Origin of the sequence: Nocardioides sp. NBC_00368 (genome assembly GCF_036090055.1) — a bacterium.
Classification (GTDB): Bacteria; Actinomycetota; Actinomycetes; order Propionibacteriales; family Nocardioidaceae; genus Nocardioides.
Genome location: NZ_CP107970.1, coordinates 534,379 through 554,235 on the forward strand (window position 1 = coordinate 534,379; position 19,857 = coordinate 554,235).

21 protein-coding genes and 1 pseudogene are annotated in these 19,857 nt (G+C 66.1%); 14 read left to right on the top strand and 8 right to left on the bottom strand.

The genetic code is table 11. From position 1 onward, the window contains the following. The first annotated feature begins 11 nt into the window (after positions 1-11). From OG984_RS02520 to OG984_RS02535, 4 genes are all read left to right on the top strand, one after another. A complete protein-coding gene (locus OG984_RS02520; protein ID WP_292649170.1) occupies positions 12-839 on the top strand; it encodes a thiopeptide-type bacteriocin biosynthesis protein in 828 nt (275 codons plus the stop codon). Continuing rightward, positions 836-2,011: a hypothetical protein gene (locus OG984_RS02525; protein WP_292649168.1), complete on the top strand. Its 1,176-nt coding sequence runs from the start codon at positions 836-838 to the stop codon at positions 2,009-2,011. Before OG984_RS02520 ends, OG984_RS02525 begins: the two co-directional genes overlap by 4 nt. Then, the gene (locus OG984_RS02530) at positions 1,950-3,029 is read left to right on the top strand and encodes a lanthionine synthetase C family protein (protein ID WP_292649165.1); all 1,080 of its coding nucleotides are present in this window, start codon (positions 1,950-1,952) and stop codon (positions 3,027-3,029) included. Before OG984_RS02525 ends, OG984_RS02530 begins: the two co-directional genes overlap by 62 nt. Positions 3,030-3,174: 145 nt before the next feature. Continuing rightward, entirely contained in the window at positions 3,175-3,918 is a 744-nt protein-coding gene (locus OG984_RS02535) for a nucleotidyltransferase domain-containing protein (protein WP_328530089.1), read from the top strand. Positions 3,919-4,094: 176 nt separating this feature from the next. Here OG984_RS02535 and OG984_RS02540 read toward each other — a convergent pair whose 3' ends face one another. Then, on the bottom strand, positions 4,095-4,640 hold the full coding sequence (locus tag OG984_RS02540; protein ID WP_292649160.1) for a hypothetical protein: 546 nt from the start codon (positions 4,638-4,640) through the stop codon (positions 4,095-4,097). A gap of 606 nt (positions 4,641-5,246) precedes the next feature. Here OG984_RS02540 and OG984_RS29475 point away from each other — a divergent pair. Together OG984_RS29475 and OG984_RS02550 are read left to right on the top strand one after the other, a co-directional pair. Continuing rightward, positions 5,247-5,330 carry a hypothetical protein gene (locus OG984_RS29475; protein ID WP_442940998.1) on the top strand — a complete coding sequence of 28 codons (84 nt, stop codon included), beginning with the start codon at positions 5,247-5,249 and terminating at the stop codon, positions 5,328-5,330. Positions 5,331-5,637: 307 nt separating this feature from the next. Further along, on the top strand, positions 5,638-6,084 hold the full coding sequence (locus OG984_RS02550; RefSeq protein WP_292649158.1) for a hypothetical protein: 447 nt from the start codon (positions 5,638-5,640) through the stop codon (positions 6,082-6,084). On the opposite strand, the gene OG984_RS02555 is transcribed toward OG984_RS02550, so the two are convergent. Continuing rightward, positions 6,031-6,489, bottom strand: a complete 459-nt coding sequence (locus OG984_RS02555; protein WP_292649155.1) for a hypothetical protein — start codon at positions 6,487-6,489, stop codon at positions 6,031-6,033. The two genes, OG984_RS02550 and OG984_RS02555, sit on opposite strands and share 54 nt — an antisense overlap. A 24-nt stretch (positions 6,490-6,513) precedes the next feature. On the opposite strand from OG984_RS02555, the gene OG984_RS02560 reads away from it, so the two are divergent. After that, complete coding sequence (locus tag OG984_RS02560; protein WP_292649152.1) at positions 6,514-7,563, top strand: serine/threonine-protein kinase; 1,050 nt, start codon at positions 6,514-6,516, stop codon at positions 7,561-7,563. A 64-nt stretch (positions 7,564-7,627) separates the two neighbouring features. Here the strand turns inward: OG984_RS02560 and OG984_RS02565 are convergent, their stop codons facing one another. Both OG984_RS02565 and OG984_RS02570 read right to left on the bottom strand, forming a co-directional pair. Beyond that, positions 7,628-8,770, bottom strand: a complete 1,143-nt coding sequence (locus OG984_RS02565; RefSeq protein ID WP_292649149.1) for an OB-fold nucleic acid binding domain-containing protein — start codon at positions 8,768-8,770, stop codon at positions 7,628-7,630. Next, positions 8,767-9,429, bottom strand: a complete 663-nt coding sequence (locus tag OG984_RS02570; protein ID WP_292649147.1) for a DUF4365 domain-containing protein — start codon at positions 9,427-9,429, stop codon at positions 8,767-8,769. The genes OG984_RS02565 and OG984_RS02570 overlap by 4 nt, the downstream gene beginning before the upstream one ends. 216 nt (positions 9,430-9,645) lie before the next feature. On the opposite strand from OG984_RS02570, the gene OG984_RS02575 reads away from it, so the two are divergent. Together OG984_RS02575 and OG984_RS02580 are read left to right on the top strand one after the other, a co-directional pair. Next, a complete protein-coding gene (locus OG984_RS02575) occupies positions 9,646-10,065 on the top strand; it encodes a hypothetical protein (protein WP_292649144.1) in 420 nt (139 codons plus the stop codon). An 8-nt stretch (positions 10,066-10,073) separates the two neighbouring features. Beyond that, positions 10,074-10,247 carry a hypothetical protein gene (locus tag OG984_RS02580; RefSeq protein WP_292649141.1) on the top strand — a complete coding sequence of 58 codons (174 nt, stop codon included), beginning with the start codon at positions 10,074-10,076 and terminating at the stop codon, positions 10,245-10,247. Between the two features lie 127 nt (positions 10,248-10,374). Here the strand turns inward: OG984_RS02580 and OG984_RS02585 are convergent. From OG984_RS02585 to OG984_RS02600, 4 genes and pseudogenes are all read right to left on the bottom strand, one after another. Beyond that, a pseudogene (locus tag OG984_RS02585) lies at positions 10,375-10,578 on the bottom strand (NUDIX domain-containing protein); the annotation flags it as partial. 71 nt (positions 10,579-10,649) lie between these two features. Continuing rightward, positions 10,650-12,194, bottom strand: a complete 1,545-nt coding sequence (locus OG984_RS02590; RefSeq protein WP_442940947.1) for an ISL3 family transposase — start codon at positions 12,192-12,194, stop codon at positions 10,650-10,652. A 252-nt stretch (positions 12,195-12,446) separates the two neighbouring features. Further along, a complete protein-coding gene (locus tag OG984_RS02595) occupies positions 12,447-13,118 on the bottom strand; it encodes an HAD family hydrolase (RefSeq protein ID WP_328530090.1) in 672 nt (223 codons plus the stop codon). Then, a complete protein-coding gene (locus tag OG984_RS02600; RefSeq protein WP_328530091.1) occupies positions 13,115-13,957 on the bottom strand; it encodes a GntR family transcriptional regulator in 843 nt (280 codons plus the stop codon). Before OG984_RS02600 ends, OG984_RS02595 begins: the two co-directional genes overlap by 4 nt. Before the next feature lie 180 nt (positions 13,958-14,137). Between OG984_RS02600 and OG984_RS02605 the strand changes: the two genes are divergently transcribed. The 5 genes from OG984_RS02605 (at position 14,138) to OG984_RS02625 (ending at position 19,855) form a co-directional block, all read left to right on the top strand. Then, on the top strand, positions 14,138-14,419 hold the full coding sequence (locus OG984_RS02605) for a hypothetical protein (protein WP_328530092.1): 282 nt from the start codon (positions 14,138-14,140) through the stop codon (positions 14,417-14,419). Continuing rightward, entirely contained in the window at positions 14,419-15,102 is a 684-nt protein-coding gene (locus OG984_RS02610) for a TetR/AcrR family transcriptional regulator (protein ID WP_328530093.1), read from the top strand. The genes OG984_RS02605 and OG984_RS02610 overlap by 1 nt, the downstream gene beginning before the upstream one ends. Before the next feature lie 592 nt (positions 15,103-15,694). Continuing rightward, entirely contained in the window at positions 15,695-16,744 is a 1,050-nt protein-coding gene (locus OG984_RS02615) for a phenylalanine--tRNA ligase subunit alpha (RefSeq protein ID WP_328530094.1), read from the top strand. 14 nt (positions 16,745-16,758) lie between these two features. Beyond that, a complete protein-coding gene (locus tag OG984_RS02620; protein WP_328530095.1) occupies positions 16,759-18,813 on the top strand; it encodes a phenylalanine--tRNA ligase subunit beta in 2,055 nt (684 codons plus the stop codon). 4 nt (positions 18,814-18,817) lie between these two features. Then, positions 18,818-19,855, top strand: coding sequence for a WXG100-like domain-containing protein (locus OG984_RS02625; protein ID WP_328530096.1), 1,038 nt, complete (start codon positions 18,818-18,820; stop codon positions 19,853-19,855). Positions 19,856-19,857 lie beyond the last annotated feature (2 nt).

Consider the following 19,857-nt stretch of genomic DNA (forward strand, 5'->3'; position numbering starts at 1 on the left):
CGGAGGCACAGATGACAACACCTCAATGGCGTCAAGCCACCATCACCTTCGGCAACCCGGACACCGCCGTACAGATAGCCATGGACCATCTCGCGCCGATCCTTACCGAGGCTGAGACCCGCGGTCTCATCACCTGCTGGTTCTACGTACGCAAAGGCGACTGGAGGCTGCGCTACCTACCCACCGCCGACACGCCCACCGACAGTCCCACCAAACGCCACATGACCACCCGGCTGGACCAGCTGGTCCACGACGACGTTCTCCACCGCGCCGTCGCCGGCATCTACGAGCCCGAGGTCCACGCCTTCGGCGGACCTCAAGCCATGGATACCGCCCATCAGCTCTGGCACCACGACAGCCGCCACCTGCTCACCCGCAGCGCCGCCACAGCCACACGCGACCGCGAAGTCTCGATCATGCTCTGCGCAACAATGATGCGAGCCGCAGGGCTCGACTGGTACGAGCAAGGCGATGTGTGGGCCTGCGTCGCCGACCACCGAGACCCGCCCGCTCTTGCCCTCGCCGAGTCGCTCCAACAGCCCACCCACAGGCTTCTTACCGTCGACCCAGCCGACCTCACCCGCAAGGACGCACCGCTGGCCGGCTGCCACGAACAGTTCGACGCCTACACCCACGCCGGACAAGCGCTCCGAGAGCTCAACCAGCGCGGGCGGTTGCACCGCGGCCTGCGAGCCACCCTCGCCCACCACGTGATCTTCGCGTGGAACCGGCGAAGCATCCCCGGTGCCTACCAGGCCGCCCTCGCGACCGCAGCCAAGACCGTCGTCTTCGGCCCTGACCCCACGGCCTGTCCTTCCACACCGCGGGGTGACTCATGACCCCGGCCGCAGCCAGCAGATTCCCACTGGTTGCCCGGCCCCGGCCCACCTGCCTTCCCCTGCCCCAGCGCGTCAGCGGACTCCACGAGCTCGCCACCGAAGCACGCGAGCGCCGCGACGCGTCCCTGGCGACAGCGGTGTTCAATCTCGCCGCGCTCCTGGCCTCCGACTGCGGCATGCCCGCGCTGGCCCGAACCTGGTGCCACAGGCTCGCCATCACAGCCATTGAGCACGACCACGACCCACGGTACGCGCTTGAGCCCGTCGTCAACCTCGCCAGGCTCCACATCCGCGCAGGCGAGGGCTCCGCTGCGTGGACCCTCCTGGAGACCCTTTTCCAGGCAATCGACACCCGAACCGACACGACCATCGACGGCCTCACCATCCCCGCCGCCCGCCTGACCAGGACGCCCGACAGTCACGCCAAGGCGCGAACCTGGCTCTGGAGTGTCCTGCTCGGCACCGGCGCCCACGCCTTCGCCGCTGCCGGTAGATGGGACGAAGCCAGCATCCGCCTCGACCAACACAACGGCGTCGGCGAACGCATGCTCGATGGCAGGCAAGTCACGATCATCGCCCACGCCACTGCAGGCCGCTACCAGCAGGCGCGCACCATGCTCAACGCAACCCATCCGGGCGAGCCATGGGAGAACGCGGTCACCGCCGCCCTGCACCTCCACCTGCCCCTGGCCGACGCCGACCCAGCCGAACAAGTGGCCCCTGCGCTAGCGGCCCACCATGCCCTCGGGTCCATCAAGGCCGGCCTGACCGTCTTCCACACGCGACTGGGCCTCACCCTGGTCGACGCACTCGGCCCCGACCACCCCAACGCCGAACAGATTGCGATGCCCCTGATTCGCCACGCCGCCAACGACGGCTACGCGGCACGCGACCTCCTAGCCCACCCCGGCTGCCTCAGCATCGCGAGCCCTCAACAGATCGCCCGCCTCACCGAACTCGTCGCTGATTGCGGTCTCGGCCACCGAACCATGACCGCCGAGCACCTCGCCGTGGTCGCCGACGCCCTCGACACCGCCGAATCGGTGATCGCTCACACGGCTCTTGGGCAATACGCGACGGAACCTAAGAAGGAAGACGAGAAGGATTCCGATGAGACTTCAGTCCCTCGCCGAGGGCATCCCTGGGCTCGTGCTGCTCGCGGCCGAACGTGAGGAGAGTCCACGCCCGTGGGTAGCTCGGATGCTGTCCGAGCCCGTCATGGTCCACCCCGATGACGTCAGCCTCTTCGAGGGTGCGCCGGCGGTAGCCCTCGCGCTCAGTGTCACCGGCGAGTCAGGAATCCTGACTTCCCTCGACACCCAGATCGCCACCCTGACCAAGCGCCGCCTGGAGGCGGCGGCCCAACGCCAGCAGCGAGGCGACCCGCCACACAAGAGCGAGTTCGACCTGATCAGCGGGCTGACCGGCCTGGGTGTCTACCTGCTCCACCGCGGCCAGAACCTGCAGTTGCTGCACGCGGTCCTCACCTACCTCGTGGATCTGACCCGGACCCGCAGCAACGGCAGACCGGGCTGGTGGGCAACCGATGGCCCGACCGGTCCCGACCCGGCGTGGCGCGACGGCCACGGCAACCTCGGCATGGCCCACGGCATCGCGGGACCACTGACCCTGCTCGCACTGGCCATGCGACGCGGGATCGTCGTCGCCGACCACGCCAAGGCGATGCGACGCCTGTGCGCCTGGATCGACCTGCACCGCCAAGACGACCCCCACCCGTGGTGGCCCGGCACGGTCACGCTCCGAGAGCACACGCTCGGGGTCTCCCGCTACCGCGAGCGTCCCCGACCCTCCTGGTGCGAAGGCACCCCCGGCATCGCCCGCGCCCTACAGATGGCCGGCATCGCTCTCGAAGACCAAGAGCTCCAGCACACCGCCGGGACCGCGCTCCTCTCCTGCCTGTCCGACGAAGACCAGCTCGCCCTCCTCGAGGACGCGTCGCTGTGCCACGGCTGGGCAGGCGTCCTCCACACTGCCTGGCGGGCAGGCCACCACGCACCCGCCCTACGCGACACGCTTCCACGCCTTCTCGCCGGCTACCACAGCACCACACTGCCAGAGGAGCCCGGATTCCTCACTGGCAGCACCGGCACCGCGCTCGCCGAGCGCGTCGCGACCACCGGCCTCCCGCCCGCGACAGGGTGGGACGCAGTCCTCCTCCTCAACGAATGACGAATGACCGACGCAGGATCCCAATGACTCGGAATCCACCCCCGGATGCCCATCGGACCCGGCAGTACCGGCCCGGCCTACCCGCGTGGATTCCTCAGGCGGAAACCTGTTGTGACTGCAGGAGAGATGCCGCCACGCTGAGGCCATGACACGCAGACAGCCGATTGAGGTCGCCCGCCACTTGGTCGTTGAGCGGTTTCCCTTCGCGAAGCAAGGGTGGCTTGGAGGGTCCGTGGTCCTCGGACAGGCCACGACCACCTCGGATCTGGACATCACGGTCCTGGACGAGAGCGCGGCCGTGCATCGCGAGTCGCTGAGGTTCGCAGGTTGGCCGGTGGAACTATTCGTCCACTCCGAGGCGAGCATCCGGCACTTCGTCGCAAAGGACATCACACAGCGCAAGCCCTCGATGGCAAGGCTGGTCGCCAAAGGAGTCGAGCTCCTGGAAGGCGACGGGGGAGAGGCGGTGCGGAAGCTCTGCGAGCAGGTGCTTGCCGCAGGCCCGGGCCTCCTGTCCCAGGATGCGCTCGCCGGAGCTCGCTACGCCTTGAGTGATCTTGTCGACGACCTTCGCGGCGCAGTGCCCGGACCGGTCTGCACCGCCATCGCCGTCGAAGCATGGCGACGCGCCGGCGACCTCGTCCTTGCGATCAACGGGCACTGGACAGGAGGGGGAAAGTGGCTGGCGCGAGAGCTTCTCTCGCTCGATCAAGCCTCGGGCTCCAACTGGGCGTTGAAACTTCATGAGTCCCTTCAACACGCCATGGCTGGCGAGACGGAGGCACTTGAGCAGGTTGCCGAGGAGGTGCTGGATGCTGCCGGCGGAAGGCTCTGGGAGGGGTACGACCAGGTTGCCGCGGTTCCCGAGCACGGATGGGTTCGGGACTGACGTCGTCGCTTCGGTTTCGTATCGATCCCTGAGGGCCTGGACGACATCGACAGAGCGTTGGAAAGCACGACACTCCTTAGCCTTGGCCCGAACCTCGCCGTATGACCGACCGGCCTGTGGTCTCGGGTCAGCGCAGGTCAACCCTGCCGCCGATCTTGTTCCCCAATAGGACGGCGTCAACGCAGCGGTCCGAACGCGGCTTCTTCCCATGACCTGCGCAGCTGGTCGAGATCGGCCGGCTCGAAGTTCGCCCCGGCGTCGTAGCAGCCGTTTGGCGTGCAGAGGAATGTCTGCTCGGGGTGAAAGACGCCAGTACCCCCACATGAGGTGCAGTATGCCCAGGGCGCTGGTGCAGGGGCCCAACCTTCCTCTCCCAGATGGTCCCCGTGGTACTGGCCGATCCACCCCGATGCCCGGAATTCCGGGCCCCATCCGGGGTCGAGTCCGGGCAGGAGGAGCCGTCCGGCAGCGACTATCCAGATGTCGCCGTCCCAGGACGAGTCGGTGGCATGTTCAAACAGATCTGTGAGCACTGACTCCTGGTCGGTGTCACCAAGGTTGGCGACGTCAACGACGGCGAGCGCGGTACGGCCGGTGTTGCCGTGGATGGTGGCGGTGCTCCACCAGGGGCGTTCCTCGCGATCGTAGGTCAGATCCATCTCGAGGAGCTGAAGCAGCTTCACCCAGCGTGCCCCACGCTGGTCGCCAACCTCGAGGCTCATGCACGAGATGCTCTCATGGGGCCGGCTCATCGTCGTGGATCCTCGTGGACCGTCGCGGCAACGCCGTGACGCATCCGACAGCGATCACAGGACGGATGGAGAAGGAGGGCAGTGAGGGGACCTGTCGAACCGTGATTGGTTGGCGTCTGCGAATCGCGCTTTCTACCCACGAGCTACCGACGAGTTGTCGTCGGCTGGAGCCGTGGGCCCGTGCGCGATGAGATCTCGAGCTCTTGGGCGACGGTGTTGGCGATCAGCGACAGACTGGATTGAGACCCGTTCGTGGTTGAGTGCTGCTCCGGCGAGCTTGCGCGCGGGTCACCGGACGGCCGCGCGCGGTCCTCACCCTCCGTCGAGGGACACCTCTGTGCCTTCGGTGAGGTACTGATGAAGGGCGCTGGCGGTGGTGTCGACGAACTGGGTCGGAATGAAGTCGGTGCTGACCCAGCGCACTTGGGCGTATTTGCGTGGTTCGCGGTTCTCGGGCTCGCCGGCCCACTGGTCTGCAACGAAGACGACTGTGAGGAAGCCGTTGGGCTACTTCGAGCGCTCGCTCGCGGCGTACGGACGTGAGAGGGACAGCCGTGCGACCGGTGCGGTGCTCCGATGCGACGCATCGCATTCATGAACCGCTTCTCCTACTTCTGCCCCAAGTGTCAGCGCCCACCTGCTGGTTTGCCGAAACGCTGAGGTTGTCGAGCACTCTACTGCGGGGCGGGGTGGACATTCTGGACACCTGCTGATGTCAATGTGAGCGGGAAGAGGGTTCACCTCCGGCTCATCACATCGACGTCCCGAGGCGAATGATCGCGCCATGCCCTCACATGTCGGTGCTTGAGTCTGCGCCCTCGACGGGTGTGTTGGGAAACGGGGGGCCGCGGCGGCTGCACCGGTGAACGACTGGACGAATGTCGCCACTTCGAGGACACGCAATGGGTGACGCGATACTCTCGTTCGATCTGGCATCGTGGCGAGAAGGGCGGAGAGGAGATCTGTTGTGGACCTGGTGAGCATCATGAACCGCGGCTCAGCGGTCGTCCGCGAGAACGACGCTGCCGACCATCTGCGGCGCTGTGCTGAGTCTCTCGTGCGGGCGGCCTCCGTATACGAGGGCTTCGGTGTCGTAGCCGCCAGTCCCCAAGCGGAACGGGTGCTCGGGGCCGCGATGATGCTTGCCCCGACAATGCACGGGGACAGCAGCGGCCCGTCGATTGTCTTCGACGTGAACCATGCGAGCGGAACCCTGCTCGCTCGCGCTGCTCGACGTCTGCGGGATCGTGGCAACGAGTCACCGCTGGTCGGGATCGTGCTGAACCCGCTGGTCGAATCCGCTGGTGAGATTAGTGTCCCCGAGCTCGACCATGTCCGCGTCGAGCTCAAGCAGGCCTCGCTAGGGCAGCAGAGCCAGGGCGGCGTAGACCGCGTCTCGGTACTTGCGCGATAGCCCTTCTGCGGCGGCATCTGCGGCCGATTCTAGGTCGGCCTTCTTCTTACCGGCGAGTGTCGCGAGTCCTTGGGCGTCCTTGGCCTCAACGCGAACGTCGGAGACCTCGTGCAGCACGAACAGGAGAGCGCCCTCGGCGTGAGCTCGCTGGAACGTCGCGCGGTTTCGGCGCGCGACGGGCGACGCGCCTGCCGTCTTGATCGCGGCGGCGTCGAATGACAGCCCAGGGAGCCGTCCTTGGAGCAGCCGAGCGAGGCTGACTGCCTGTGCGCCGGGCTCCGTCTCCGTCGTCTTGATGGTGAATGCCTCGACGGAGCGCGGGCTGGACGGCCGCGCTTCTATGGTCGCGACGTGGACCTTCGGGCTTCCGGCCGCAGGGTCTACAGAGATTCCCAGCGCGCGCATGCGCGAAACCTTAGCCTTCTACTTGTGGATCTGTCGGAGTTTCCCCCCGGAACTACCATCAACGACCGCTACGAGCTGGCTGGCAGCCTCGGCGGCGGGGCTGACGGCTCGGTCTACGAGGCGCACGACCGACACCTCGACTCCCGCGTCGCGGTGAAGTTGCTCAACCCGTTGGAGGAGGGCGCGGCGGGCCCCTGGCAAGAGGCTCAACGGCTCGAGCAGCTCAAGTCGAGGTTCCTGCTTCGCGTGGTGAACGCCGATGTCGTGATCAACAGCGACATCCGGTTCATCGTCACTCCCATCATGAGCGGAGGCGACCTGGAAGGGCTCGCCCAGCCGTACGGCATTGCTGCGTCGAGGGCGGCTCACCTGGTGCAACAGATTGCCTCGGGGCTTGACCGCATCCACCGGGCCGGGATGATTCACCGGGACGTCAAGCCGGGCAACGTCCTGATCGAAGGCGTCGACGCAGTCTTGGGCGACCTGGGCTTCTGCCACCTCCTCGCTGACGATGGAACAGCGCCGCCCAACGGGACCTACTGCACGGTGGCCCCCGAGGTGATCCACGAAGGCGGCAAATGCTCGCCGGCGACCGACGTCTACTCGCTCGCGGCGACAGCGTTTTATCTCCTGAGCGGCGAATACCCGATCGGCCATCGAGCCTCGAGGCAGGATCAGCGCGATCAGATCCTGGCGGGCTCGACCCGAGAGCTCCGCAACATCGCTCCGCACGTGTCTCGAGCGGTCGGCGCGGTGGTGCGGAAATCACTGAACGGCGACCCCGCGCAGCGTCATGCGAGTGCTACCGACTTCGGCAATGCCTTGGCGGGCGCAGTCCAGGGCAGCAGGGACTGGCACCGCGTGACGCATGACGGACATCTGTACTGCGTCTTTGGAGCGCGGCATGGTGCGCAGAAAGAGGTCCAGGTCTGTTGTACGCAGGTCGACAAGCGCTCGATCGAGGTCAGCGCCCGACTTGCGGGCAGCGGGCGTCAGGTTCGCGGCAAGCCGGACACCCGCGTCACCCCGGGAAAGTTCATCGTGACCCTGCAGCAGTTGACGGCGAGCCTCTGAGGTCTGAGATGGCTGGTGCTTGCGCGTCGCGACTCCGCGGCGGCATCAACCACGGGCCGTCTGCTCACTCGACGTCGTCGAACGTGTCGCTCAGGGGCTGTGGGGTAGAAACCCCTTTGAGGCGTATGGGTCGCCCTGGACGGCGCTCGACTGTACCGTGCACGACGACGGTCGTACCCGAGTCCATCCAGTGGTGGATCTCGGAGAGCTGCTCCTCACGCACGACGACCTCGACTCGCCCGAATCTAGAACCGCTCGGGCTCGGCGTCTGGATCGCGATCTCGCCAAGCGGCTCACCGGGCACATGGCTGATGTGGATGATCGGGCCGGTGATCACGCGTAGCGGCTCGCTCTTCGGCGTCGAGAGCAGCCGTACAGTGCGGGTGAGGATCTCGCGAGCATCCGCGTCCGCCGGCACGGTTACGGCGCGTGGGATACCCGATGACGCGGATTCGATGGGTGCCCAGTTGAAGCCCGTCTCCAGCCAGGCCACACCGGGTTCAGCGATCGAGCGGCTCAGCTGGGCGAACATTTCCTTCGTCCCGCCGGCAACGACGACGGGTGTCAGGTCCTTCATCTGGGGATCGTGAGCCGGCTGAAGGACGTGCTTGTCGAAGGCAGACATCGCCTGGGCCAGGGTGCGCGTGACTCGTCGCTCCGAAGACTCGGGCCGCACGGACTCGACGGTCGCGTGCGGCAGCGGCGTCTCGCGTTCCGGCACTGGATCACTCAACCTGAGCATCACCGGGAAGATGAACGAGCCGGTCTCGGTGTGCCCGAGTCGGGCTTCACGCACGATCTCGTCGCCGAGTTTCGAGTAGTTACTGCCGATCGACTGTCGGGGTCGGCGTGCCGCTGTCGCGGCTGCCCGCAGCATGCCGAAGGCCGACCCGACAACGGTAGCCGCCGCCTCAAGGGGGACCGTCGGGCCATCGGGCGCGTCGTCGTTGACGCGGAATCGGGTTACGTCGAAACGAACCATCTCGACTTCACGCAATATGACCGATGCGCGCTCACCGTGTGCAGTTGCAACCCGTTCGGTGATGTCACTCCACTCGAAGGATCCGCGTGTGATGAAGCGCGGCAGATACATCTCCGCACGACCGTCCAGCGACCACAGGCTCGCACCGTTCGGGTTGTCACGGGTTATCGACCAGCCGCGGGCGCTGAGAAGTGCCGACACGTCATCGGCCAGGTTTTCGGTCATCGTGCACCTCCCGAATGGTTCTCGTGGAAGTCGTAGGTCTCGTCGCGCCAGTCGTACAGCGTCTCACTCGTGAGCTGGTCGGCCTTGGTGAACCTCATCGACGCGGTGTGTCGTTCTGTGTCGAAGCGCTTGCCGAAAGCCACTGTCCGGTGGAGAGTGCTCGTAGCCTTACCTTCGATCCAGTCGTGTACGTCGGGTGGGACCTTGACGAGGACGACGTAGACCGGGTGAAGACTGCTGGACCATTTCGCAACCCACTCGGGTTTGAGCGGGAGTGTCGCAGTCCCGTTGCCGACCTTGAAGGTGCTCTTGCACTTCACTTGCACTTCTGCGCTCGCGCGACCGAACTTCAGCGTGACGTCGATCGCGTCGACGTCCTCGTCGGCGGAGTTCTCTGTACAGCCGATGCCTGCATGGGCAGCGAGCGAGCGAAGGTAAGCCGCCCCGTAGCGTCCTCTTCGACCGTTATCCGTGAAGTTCGGGTTCGCGGCGCAATCGAGGCGCGACGGCGGCGGGTCCGTCTCCGGACCGGCTGCGCTCGATCCGGAGGTGCCCATCGTCGTCAGGTTATCGGCGCAGGTCCAGCTTGGTCGCCGAATCAGTGCAACCCCATCATCCGTTCTGTATTCGCGCCGTTGACGGGCAGCGTCGGCGGTCATGGCGCATCAGGCTTCTCCTTCGACTGGGTAATCGCGCCCACCGTACGGTCGATGACCTAGAGCAGCAACAGCCCGTCGGGGACGTAGCTCTTCCCCCGCTCCGGGGCAGCCTGCCCGCCGCCCTCGACCTTCCACCAGGACCCCCTCGCCGACCCTAACCCGTGATGCCGTCTGCGACGTGCCGAACGCCGCGGTCGGCGACGCCATGATTCCGCCATGGCAGAGCAGCCCCCTCAGAGCGTCGACCGACGCCTGGTCAGGTGGGCCCACATGTGGGCCGCCGCCTCATCCGAGACGTACGAGACCATCGAGTCCATCTCCATGCCCGAGTCGCCCGCGACGGAGATCGGCCGCCGCGACGCGATGACGATGGTGCTCGTTGACGTGGTGCGCAACGTCGTCCGCGGGACCGAGTTGGCAGTCGGCAAGGACAGCGAGATCGTCCAGCGCTTCAGCGAGGAACACCCCGCGCTCAAGGACCTTCGCGACAGGTTCGAGCACTACGAGGACTACGTCAGATGCACGGTGACGCACAGCGCAAGGGCAGGCGGCGCAGAGGAGAGCCCTTGGAGCTGGAACATGACGGCATCCGGATCTCGGCGTCGAGCGGAGGCGGTCCCGAGGGCCACCTGGTAAGCGTCGTCGTGATCGAGCGTGACGAGAACAACGAGGCGGCAGAGGTCGTCTATGAAGCGCCGTCCCGGACGATCGCCGTGGCGGTTCGCCGCTTGGCCCGCGATCTAGTCAATGCAGCGGACCTGCTCGATGAGCGCCACCTCGAAGCGTGCGAGATCTGCGCCGACCCGGAGGGAGTCTGAGTGCCAGGCCCTCCTGCGACGGTCAGATGTATCGCTAGGATTTCATAAGCTTTGGTCCGCCGCTAAAGCCGTCAGGAGTCGCCGTGCAAACTGACGGACAGGTGTGGACACGTCCGGACCATCAACGTCACATACTGCGCGAGTCTGCGGCTTCGGCTCCCCAGGCGCTGTGGATGATGTGGGCGACCTTGAGCCATTCGGGCTTCACTGTGAGGCCGGTTTCCTCGTAGAGCTCGCGGACGGTGGTCTGGGTGATCGGCTTGCCAGGGTCGCTCTTGCCAACGGGGATGTCCCACATGCCCTGGGCGAACTTGGCGTTTTGGCTTCGCTGGAGGAGGACAACGGGGACTGTACGCCCAACGGCTCTGTCGCACTTTCGGTGCTGCCCTTCGGTCCGTCTCGTTAGTTGAGCAGGATGCGGTGGCGGAGGAGGTCGAACCCGGCTCGGCCGTACATCTGGCGCTTGAGGAGCTTGATCTTGTTGTTGACGCCCTCGGTGCGGCCGTTGTGGTGCGGGAGGGTGAGCCCAGCGTCGACCGCGGCGCGGTCGAGGTCGAGCCCGCGGCTGAACGAGTGCACGCTCGGCAGATCGGCCTCCCTCACTGCGGTGATCCAGGCATCGAGCTGGGTGTCGTTGGCGTCGCAGGGGGTCAGGAGTGCAGCGAAGCTGGTGATCAGGCTGGTCAGAGCGGTCATCTCAGCACACGCGCCGCTCAACTGCGCGACGGTCTTCTGCTGAACGTCGCTGAGGTTGGCTGGGTTGGTGAGGAGGAGCCGGGCTGCTTTGCGGGGTGAGAGGTGTGACCGGTCGCCGTCGAGGCGGCCCTGGTTGATGTAGCGCACCAGCAGGTTCGAAGAGCCCTGGTAGCCGAGTTCGCGGATCTCGGCCAGGAGGTGGGTGAGCGGGATCCCGGGCTGCTCGGCACGGCGGGCACGGAGGTGGTCGCGGTACGGATCGACCAAGGTGGGCCGGTATTGGTGAGCACGGCGGAGCTGTTCGGGCTGTTCAACCCGGGCATACCGCTTCACGGTGTTGAGTGCCAGGCCGAGCCTGCGGGAGCAGTCCAGGAGCCCGACGCCGGCGTCGAGGAGGCCGTGGACCTGCTGCCACCGGTCCCGGGTCGTGGCGGCGCGCGGCCCGTCTTGGAGCCCGGTCGCCAGCCCGACAGCGGGGGTCCAGCAGGTCGCGTGGCCGGCGACCTCCTTACGGATCGCTTCCCCGAGCCCGTGCCACAGGTGCCACCGGTCGCTGACCTGGATTGCCGCGGGTAGCGCCTGGGTGATGGCGTCGCTGTAGGCGCCAGAGCCGTCGCGGCACACGATCTCGGCACCGGGGTGAGCGGTGAGCCAGTCCTGGACTGGCTGGGACAGTCTCGTGGGGATGACATCGATTCGGCGGCCGGTTTCGGCATCGATAAGGATCGTGGCGTACTCGTGCGAGCGTCGCAGCGCGAAGTCGTCGATCCCGAGGACCCGGGGAACGTCCATGGCGGGGAGCGGGATCCGCATCAGCGCCCGCAGCGCGGTCCACCGTGACAGAACGACTCCGAGCACCGGCAACACCCGCGCCGAGGCTCTGCCAGCAAGTTCACGTACGGTCGCGGCGACCTGGGCGTTCAGCCGGATCGTGCGCCGCTGGTGACGTTCGAGCAGGTCAGGAACCTGTTCACGAAACGAGCCTAGGACGCACTGCTCTTCGAGACACCGGAGCCGACGGACCCGGACCTTGACGATCACCTCGCGGCCGTCGACCGGGACGTCGGCCACAGTCCGCAGATGGTAGGAGTGCACCCGCCGCGTCAGCACGCCACAGGCCGGGCACCCGACTTCCCCCGCACGCGTCCTCGCATGGACCCGGATCGCGGAACCCACGTCGACGACATCGTGGATCACCAACGCCGCTAGGCCGGAGAACACGATCCTGGCCAGCCCCATTCCATCAAGCACGGCCCATCAAAACAGGTCGACGGCAACTATTCGACCACAGCACCGAAAGTGCGACAGAGCCCGCCCAACGGTGTAACTCCTGTCACAGGAGTTACACCGTTGAACGCACAGTCCCGAGGCCTACACCACCAGCGGGATCATCGGCAGCCCATCCCTGGCCACGGCGAAAAAGGGCGAAGTTGTGCTCGACGCACTGACGGAGCGGTTCGAGGAGTATTTCGACATCCTGGCCAGGTAGGAATGGGCGGCTGACTAGAGGTCGAAGGTTTCGGCCAGGCTCGCGATTGCGGCGGCGCCGGCATCGACGAGTTCTTGGCCTCGTCGGGGGTTCTTCGCGAGGCCCAGGATGCGTACGCCGGCCGCGGTGGCCGCTTGGACGTCGCTGATCGAGTCGCCGATGAACACGGCTCTGCTCGGCTCGGTCCCCAGGGCATGAAGCGCCTGCTCGAGGAGAAGTGGGCTCGGCTTCATGTCGGCACAGTTGTGTTCGTCGCGGCATGAGAACGCAGCCACGTGAGTGGTCCAGTCGTGGCGGTCGAGGCAAACCCGGACGGCCTCTTCGGAGTTGTTGCTGACGACTGCGGCGGGTAGATCGCGTTGGCGGATGTAGGTGAAGAGGTTCTCGGCGTGGACGCTGGGGGAGCAGTGTTGGGCCGCTTCCATCTCTGCGCGTGTGCAGGCGTGCTCGACCTCGGCGGTGAGGTGGCTGTGGTGCTCGATGACGTGGCGCAGGACCGCGAGGTGGTCGGTGGTCGTGGCCACCTCGGGTGGCAGCGTGATGTGGTTGATGGCTGCTCGGGCCGCGTCCGCGGCCAGTGCGTTGGCTGGTGGTGGCATGAGGTCGGCTAGGGGGCCGTCGAAGTCGAGCAGGAGCGCACCGGCCTGGGCGAGCAGCGCTGTGGGCGTGGTCCTGGGTGTGGTCACGGTTGTGGGGTCGCGATCGTGTTCCAGATGCTCTCGAACCAGGTACGGGTCTGGGATACGTACTGTGAGTCTGCTGCCTCGGGGTCGCCGTCGTCGGTGTGTTGGAACATGATTGCGTCCTTGCCCATGGGGTCGAGGATGTCGACCATCTCACCGTCGATGCGCACGGGGTGTGCGACGACGGGGTAGTAGCCGAAGAAGACGTCGGTGCTGTTGATGATGAAGCATTTGAACAGCGGTGCGGTCCCGTGGACTCGGCTCTCGATGGTGACCTCGGGGACGAGGCCGAGGTCGGCCAGTTCCTGGACGGCCTCGTGGATGGCGCCGGCGTGACGCGTACTGATGGCAGCCATCCGGTCACGGACCGCCGCGGAGTCCTCAGGCCGGTTGGTGGCCAGTACTGGCAGGGACAGGGGTCTGCTCATGTCGGAAAGCAGCAGCCTGATGTGCAACGACTTCGGGGTGAACCGGCCGGCGCGGATCTTGTCCAGCGGCTCGGCCAGCACCCCGTGCAGTGTCTCGGCGGTATAGCCGACGAAGTCGATGGTGACCTCCGCTTGCTCGAATGCCTGCTCCATGTGGGGGCGCAGTCCTACGGGGCGCTCGGTGCGGTGGCGGACGAAGGATCCGGCGCCCTGCCGGGAGACGATGAGCCCTTGTTCTTTGAGGATGCTCAACGCCCGTTGAACGGTCATGCCTGCGACGCCGTACTCCGCGGCCAGTTCAGCCTGGCTCGGCAGTTTCTCACCGGCGCTGATCTCATGGGTCAAGATCGCGGCCCGCAGACGCGAGGCGATCTGCTGGTACGGCGGGCGCGAATCATCGGGGTCGAGGCTCACGTCACCAGCGTAGCAACAACTTGCCTAGCATAGTTGGCCCAATTTCCTTGACTTCACTAGTCGACCTAGTAATGCTAGTGAAGTGGTGAGACGCACCGCGTGAACCATTCCCTTCGCGGAGGTAGCAATGAGTTTTCCGAGAACCCACACTTGTGCCCGATCCCACTTGGCGGCCCGCTGATGTGGGCGACCCACACCGCCGGCGCGCGGATTCTGGACCGGGAGCGCGTCGAGTCTGCGGCCCGAGCTCGCACCGCGCTCGGGCTGACGCTGGCGAACCAGGTGGCCGAGGGGCGAGACCCCGAGGACCTGATCGTGGAGGAGTTCCGCGCCGCGACCCTCGAGCACAACAAGGTCGCCCGTCTGTCTGACTACGGCGCCACGACCGACTCTCCGGGACCCAGCGACCTCACCCTTGGTGATGTCGAGATCATCCGCCGGGCGCGCCTGGGGAGGATGTGATGAGCGGTCGACCCCGGCTCGTCCCGTACGCTGGCAGTGCACCGCCTCGCGATCAGATCCTCGATGCCGCTGCGAAGCTGTTCGTCGAGCGTGGCTTTGCTGCCACCTCGACCCGCGAGATCGCCGATGCGGTCGGGATCCGTCAGGCCTCCCTCTACTACCACTTCGCCGGCAAGGACGACATCCTCGCTGAGCTGCTGGATCGCTCGGTCCGACCAACGGTGGACAAGATCGCCAAGATCGAGGCGATGGTGCCACCCGAAACCTATGAGACCGCGCTGTACCTCCTCGCCCTGGTCGACGTCACCACACTGGCGACAGCACCCCGCAACATCGGCTTGCTCTCTCGGCTGCCCGACGTCACCGACAGTCCGGTATTCGCCGAGTTTCGCAACGACCGCTGCGAGTTGGCCGAAGCCTACGGTCGTATCGGAACCCGTATCGCCCGCGCGCCTGTCATCGACCTGCTCGGCAGTAAGAAGCTCGGCGAGATCCTTGTCCAGGTCGTCGACAGCACCATCAACCTGCGTAGCAACGGCGATCGCATCGACCTGCACGACGCCGACGGGCTCGCGACGACCTGCCTGCGCATCTGTGGAACCAGCGACAAGCAGATCCTGGCCGCATCCGCCGCCGCTGCTCCGCTCTTCGAGACGCTTCACGCCGAGCCGGGTTTCCCATGATTCGCATGCCCCAGCCGGGGCGGAACACCAAGGAGTAGACATGACACAGTCAGCAACGTCGATCACGGGTGCCGACGGATCCCTTCCGAAGCGGACTCCGCGTGACCTCCACCGCGGCGCGCCGGTTCCACCGGTCTCCCCTCCAGCCATTGAGCTTCTGCAAGCTGTTCTCGACGGTCTGCAGCGACTGGACTGCGAACGCGATGGCCGAGGTGTCTGAGTGCACTCGGCAGGAGCGCGACTTCTCCCCATCTGGGCCCTGTCCGACCGCTCGCTGTGTCAGGGCTCCCTGGCTCAGGGGAGTGGGAAGAGTGACTTGGCGGTGTCAGGCCGCAGACCGTATGTGCGTTGAGTCCCATGCCTACGCCGTGAGAGCATGTTTCCGTGTCTGATCGCGCGCTTCGATTTACCTGCCCCGGGCTGTCGGGGCTGCTGCGTGCGCTGATCTGAGGGTTCTCCTCGCTGCGTGGCCGTGTCCTCCGCCGGTCCCGGGGGTTTGTGAACGCCCGCAGCTCGCTTTGGCCATCTCTGTCATCCCTTGGCCGGCGATACAGACCAGGGGAGTGCGCTCCCCGGATTCGAGAACACGACGATGAGCACGGCATTGCTCCAGCAGATCTCCGAGACCCGCGAGACCGGTCACGAACGAGTCGCCTCGGCGACGACAGTGGCCGAGCTCGACACCGCCCGCCGTGAGTTCCTAGGCAAGTCCGGGTCTCTTCTCGCTATGCGCCGGGGCCTCGGCGGTCTTCCGGCCGAAGACCGCCGCACCGTGGGCGCTGCTCTTCACGAGGCGCAGCAGACTCTCACTGCTGCGATCGATGAGCGAGAGCAGGCACTGCTAGATGCCGAGCCGGCGCTGTCGACTCCACTGGATGTCACCCTGCCGGGGCTGCCCACCGGTACCGGTGGTCTTCACCCGACCATCCAGCTCATGTACGACCTCGATGACGCCTTCGCCGCGCTCAACTTCGACCGCTACACCGGACCAGAGATCAGCTCGGAGCTGTATGAGTTCGACAACCTCAACTTCGCGCCCGAGCACCCCGCCCGCGAGAGCATGGACACCTTCTGGCTCGCCGGGATGGACGGCCGTACAGAGGGGGAGAGGCTTGCGCTGCGTCCTCACTTGACCGGTGCGAGTGTCCGGTACATGCGTGAGCACGAGCCACCGTTCCGGTTCGTCTATCCCGGTCGGGTTTATCGCAACGAGACCACGGATGCGCGGCACGAGCGTGCTTTCTTCCAGTACGAGGTGCTGCTGGTCGATGAGAAGGTCCCGATCACCGCCGGGAAGGCGCTGGTCGACACCATCTTGGACACCACCTTCGGGCACCCGGTGACCACCCGGATGCGGACCGGGTTCTTCCCCTTCGTCGAGCCCGGCTTCGAGATCGACATGCAATGCCAGGTTTGCGGCGGTGTAGGTTGCCGCACCTGCCACCAGGTCGGCTGGCTAGAGATCATGCCAGGCGGCGTACCCCACCCCAACGTGCTCCGCGCCGGCGGTCTCGACCCGGACCGCTGGACCGGGTTCTACGTCAACGTCGGCCTCGACCGGCTCGTCATGATGCGCTACGGCATCGACGACGTCCGACTCATGCACTCGGCCGACCTCCGCTACCTGCGCCAGTTCGCCTGAGAGGACACGCGACGATGAAGATCTCATTCGAATGGCTCTCCGACTACGTCGACCTCCCCGCCGAGGTCGACATGAAGGAACTCGCCCACCAGCTCACCCTCAAGACCGTCGAAGTCGAGGAAGTCACCGCTGTCGAGCGTGACACGATCCTCGAGATCGACAACAAGTCACTCACCAACCGCCCCGACCTGTGGGGCCATTACGGCATCGCGCGCGAGCTCGCTGCGATCTACGGCCTACCACTCCGCCCGCTCGCGGCGGCGACCTACCCGACTCCCACCGATGGCCTGGTCGGATCGCCGGACCCGGAGGTGTGCACCCGGTTCGCCGCAGTGACTTTCACAGCGGAGACCGATCAGACTCCCGAGTGGATCCGCGAACGGCTCATCCGGATCGGGGAGAGCTTGGTCCATCCGCTGGTAGACCTGTCGAACTACGTGATGTTCACGACCGGGCAGCCCGCCCATGTCTACGACGCGGACAAGGTCACCCTCCCACTTACCGCGGCAACCGCCACCGAGCTAGGTGAGCTGACGCTGCTGAACACGGAATCGGTCAAGATCGGCACCGGGTTCCCGGTCATCCGCGACGCCCATGACGTCGTCGCGGCAGCCGGCGTCATGGGTGGCGAGGGCAGTGCCCTCAGTCAGGACAGCCGCCGCTTCGTACTGGAAGCCGCAACGTTCCGCCCCCAGCCAGTCCGCCGAGCCAGCCAGCGACTCGGGCTGCGTACCAACGCCTCCGCCCGATACGAGAAAGGGCTCGACACCCAACGCGTCGACCAGGCCCTCGGCCTGCTCCTGCAGCTCCTCCCGCAGGTCGCTCCTGGTGTCGAGGTCGCCGGGATCCAGGACACCTGTGTCGAGCCGACCAGCCAAGCAACCGTTGACATCGACCGAGCGTTCATGGTCGACCGGATCGGCGAGGACTTGGGCGATGACACCGTCCACACCACCTTGCGTGCGCTCGGCTTCGGCACCGACCAAGTCGGCGACCGATTCCACGTCACCGTCCCGACCTGGCGTTCCACAGGGGACGTCTCGATGCGGCACGACATCGTCGAGGAAGTCGCGCGGATCTACGGCTACGACCGGCTCGCTATCGCCGAGACCTCGGTGGCACTCAAGCCGGTCAGGTCGCTGCACCGGCGTGGCCTCGACCGCGAGATCCGCGAACAGCTCGCCCTTCGCGCCGGGTTGCAGGAGGTCATCACCTACCCCTGGGCCGCCGACCATCTCCTGGCCGCCACCGGGTACGACAAGAGCAAGACGGTGCTGTTCGATGGCGCTACGGCTCCCGACCGGGACTCGCTGCGCCCATCCTTGCTGCCCAACCTACTCGAGGTACTCGCCTCCAACCTGCGCTACCAGGCCAGTGTCGAGATCTTCGAGGTCGGCACCGTCTTCAGCGCCACACTCTGGGAGCCCTACCAGGGCAGGTACGAGGCCATGCCCGAACAAAGGCAGCGGCTCGGTGTAGCCCTCGCCGGACCTGACGGGGTCGATCTGTTCCGCAGGCTCAAGGGCATCATCGAGACCGTGCGTCGCCACTGCCATATCGTCGACATCACCTTCGACGCTGAAACCGACGCAACGTGGGCCGACCCGTCGGCACGGCTCGAGATCCACGCCGGTGACCAGGCGGCCGGGACCCTCGCCCTGCTCACCCCGCGCCTGCGCAGACACGCAGGCATCGGGAACACACAAGTGGCCTACGCCGAGATCGACCTCGGGGCCCTGGAGGCGCACCCCTCACGGGAGACCCAGTACGAGGCGGTACCGGAACTCCCAGCGACCGGCTTCGACTTGTCCGTCCTCGCTGCCGACGACGTCACCTGGGAGCAGGTGGTCCGAGTCACGACCGCCGTCGACAACCTGGTTCGCGAGGTTGGCTACGGCGGGGAATACCGAGGCGCCGACTGGGTGCCAGAGGGGCACCGCTCACTGACGTTGCACGTCGGCCTGCAACCCATCGAAACCACGCTCACTGCAGAACGCATCGGAAGCATCCGAACCAAGGTGCTCGCGACGCTCGAAGGCGAACTCGGCGCTCGGACCCGGACGGACTGATGTCATGGATGACCTGTCCGGCGCGATGCTCTCCACAGCGTTTGCAGACCGGCTCGGCACCGGAGATCGTTTAGAGCGGCGACAGCTGATCAACAGTCTCGCGGCCTCGCTATCTCGGCCCTGGCTCACCAAGGAAACGCCGTTGGCCCAACTTCGGGCACATCATCACGATGCCTACGAAGACGCCCATCAGCGACACACCTCGGAATTGCGCTGCCCGCACCCCTACGTCTCCACTAACCTCATGCTCCGCGGTGACACGTGCTCGGGCTGTCAACGGATCCGTCGCTGTCTCCAGTATGTCCAGATGAGGTGGGAGCGCGGATACGTGGGGATGACGATCCCGGGAGAGCTGGATTTCGTACTCGACCTGCTCGGCTATGAGTGGCCGAACGTCGATGAGGATGCGGTCCGTGATGCCGCGCAGCTGCTGTGTGGGCTGGAGTCGGACTTGCGCGGCACCCTCGATGAGCTGGAGATCCGGGTCAACGAGCTCGGCGACGGGGCCAAGGCTCAGTCGACGAATGCCCTGATCAGGGCGTGGACCGAGAACCGTACGTCCAACATGGATCAGGTGCTCGACACGTTGCCCGGGGTCGCGTCCGGGATCGATGTCGCTGCCGATGCGATCGTCGCGCTGAAGGTGAAGGTGATCGCCGAGCTGACGATCACGGCCGCGCAGATCGCGGCGGCCGCCGCGACCGCGGTGGTGACCGCGGGCCTCAGCGTGGCCGGCAACGCCGCGCTCATCGCGGTGCGGAAGAAGGCGCTCGACATCGCCACCGACCTCGCGATGGAGGAGCTGATCGGGCAGCTCGCGTCCATGGTGGTCGAGCCGTTGACCGGCACGGTCGCGGAGCTCGCCATCTCGATCGCCGAGGCTCCGTTAGTGACCGACGGTGACGCGACCGCGGCGACCGAGCTCAGCTATGACGTGATGGAGCAGATCGCTTCCGCGCTCAACGACTGCGGTGCCGACCAGTACGACCTCTGCACCACCTTCGCAGCCGAAGTGTCCGCCCTGCCCTTCTTCGCTTCCTAGGA

Bases quoted from the DNA above. Each gene is read 5' to 3' on its own strand.
- OG984_RS02625 (WP_328530096.1), top strand. From the start codon at position 18,818: ATGGATGACCTGTCCGGCGCGATGCTCTCCACAGCGTTTGCAGACCGG.
- OG984_RS02605 (WP_328530092.1), top strand. From the start codon at position 14,138: ATGTGGGCGACCCACACCGCCGGCGCGCGGATTCTGGACCGGGAGCGC.
- OG984_RS02575 (WP_292649144.1), top strand. From the start codon at position 9,646: ATGGCAGAGCAGCCCCCTCAGAGCGTCGACCGACGCCTGGTCAGGTGG.
- OG984_RS02615 (WP_328530094.1), top strand. From the start codon at position 15,695: ATGAGCACGGCATTGCTCCAGCAGATCTCCGAGACCCGCGAGACCGGT.
- OG984_RS02555 (WP_292649155.1), bottom strand. From the start codon at position 6,489: ATGCGCGCGCTGGGAATCTCTGTAGACCCTGCGGCCGGAAGCCCGAAG.
- OG984_RS02620 (WP_328530095.1), top strand. From the start codon at position 16,759: ATGAAGATCTCATTCGAATGGCTCTCCGACTACGTCGACCTCCCCGCC.
- OG984_RS02540 (WP_292649160.1), bottom strand. From the start codon at position 4,640: ATGAGCCTCGAGGTTGGCGACCAGCGTGGGGCACGCTGGGTGAAGCTG.
- OG984_RS29475 (WP_442940998.1), top strand. From the start codon at position 5,247: ATGCGACGCATCGCATTCATGAACCGCTTCTCCTACTTCTGCCCCAAG.
- OG984_RS02565 (WP_292649149.1), bottom strand. From the start codon at position 8,770: ATGACCGAAAACCTGGCCGATGACGTGTCGGCACTTCTCAGCGCCCGC.
- OG984_RS02525 (WP_292649168.1), top strand. From the start codon at position 836: ATGACCCCGGCCGCAGCCAGCAGATTCCCACTGGTTGCCCGGCCCCGG.
- OG984_RS02530 (WP_292649165.1), top strand. From the start codon at position 1,950: ATGAGACTTCAGTCCCTCGCCGAGGGCATCCCTGGGCTCGTGCTGCTC.
- OG984_RS02570 (WP_292649147.1), bottom strand. From the start codon at position 9,429: ATGACCGCCGACGCTGCCCGTCAACGGCGCGAATACAGAACGGATGAT.
- OG984_RS02535 (WP_328530089.1), top strand. From the start codon at position 3,175: ATGACACGCAGACAGCCGATTGAGGTCGCCCGCCACTTGGTCGTTGAG.
- OG984_RS02520 (WP_292649170.1), top strand. From the start codon at position 12: ATGACAACACCTCAATGGCGTCAAGCCACCATCACCTTCGGCAACCCG.
- OG984_RS02610 (WP_328530093.1), top strand. From the start codon at position 14,419: ATGAGCGGTCGACCCCGGCTCGTCCCGTACGCTGGCAGTGCACCGCCT.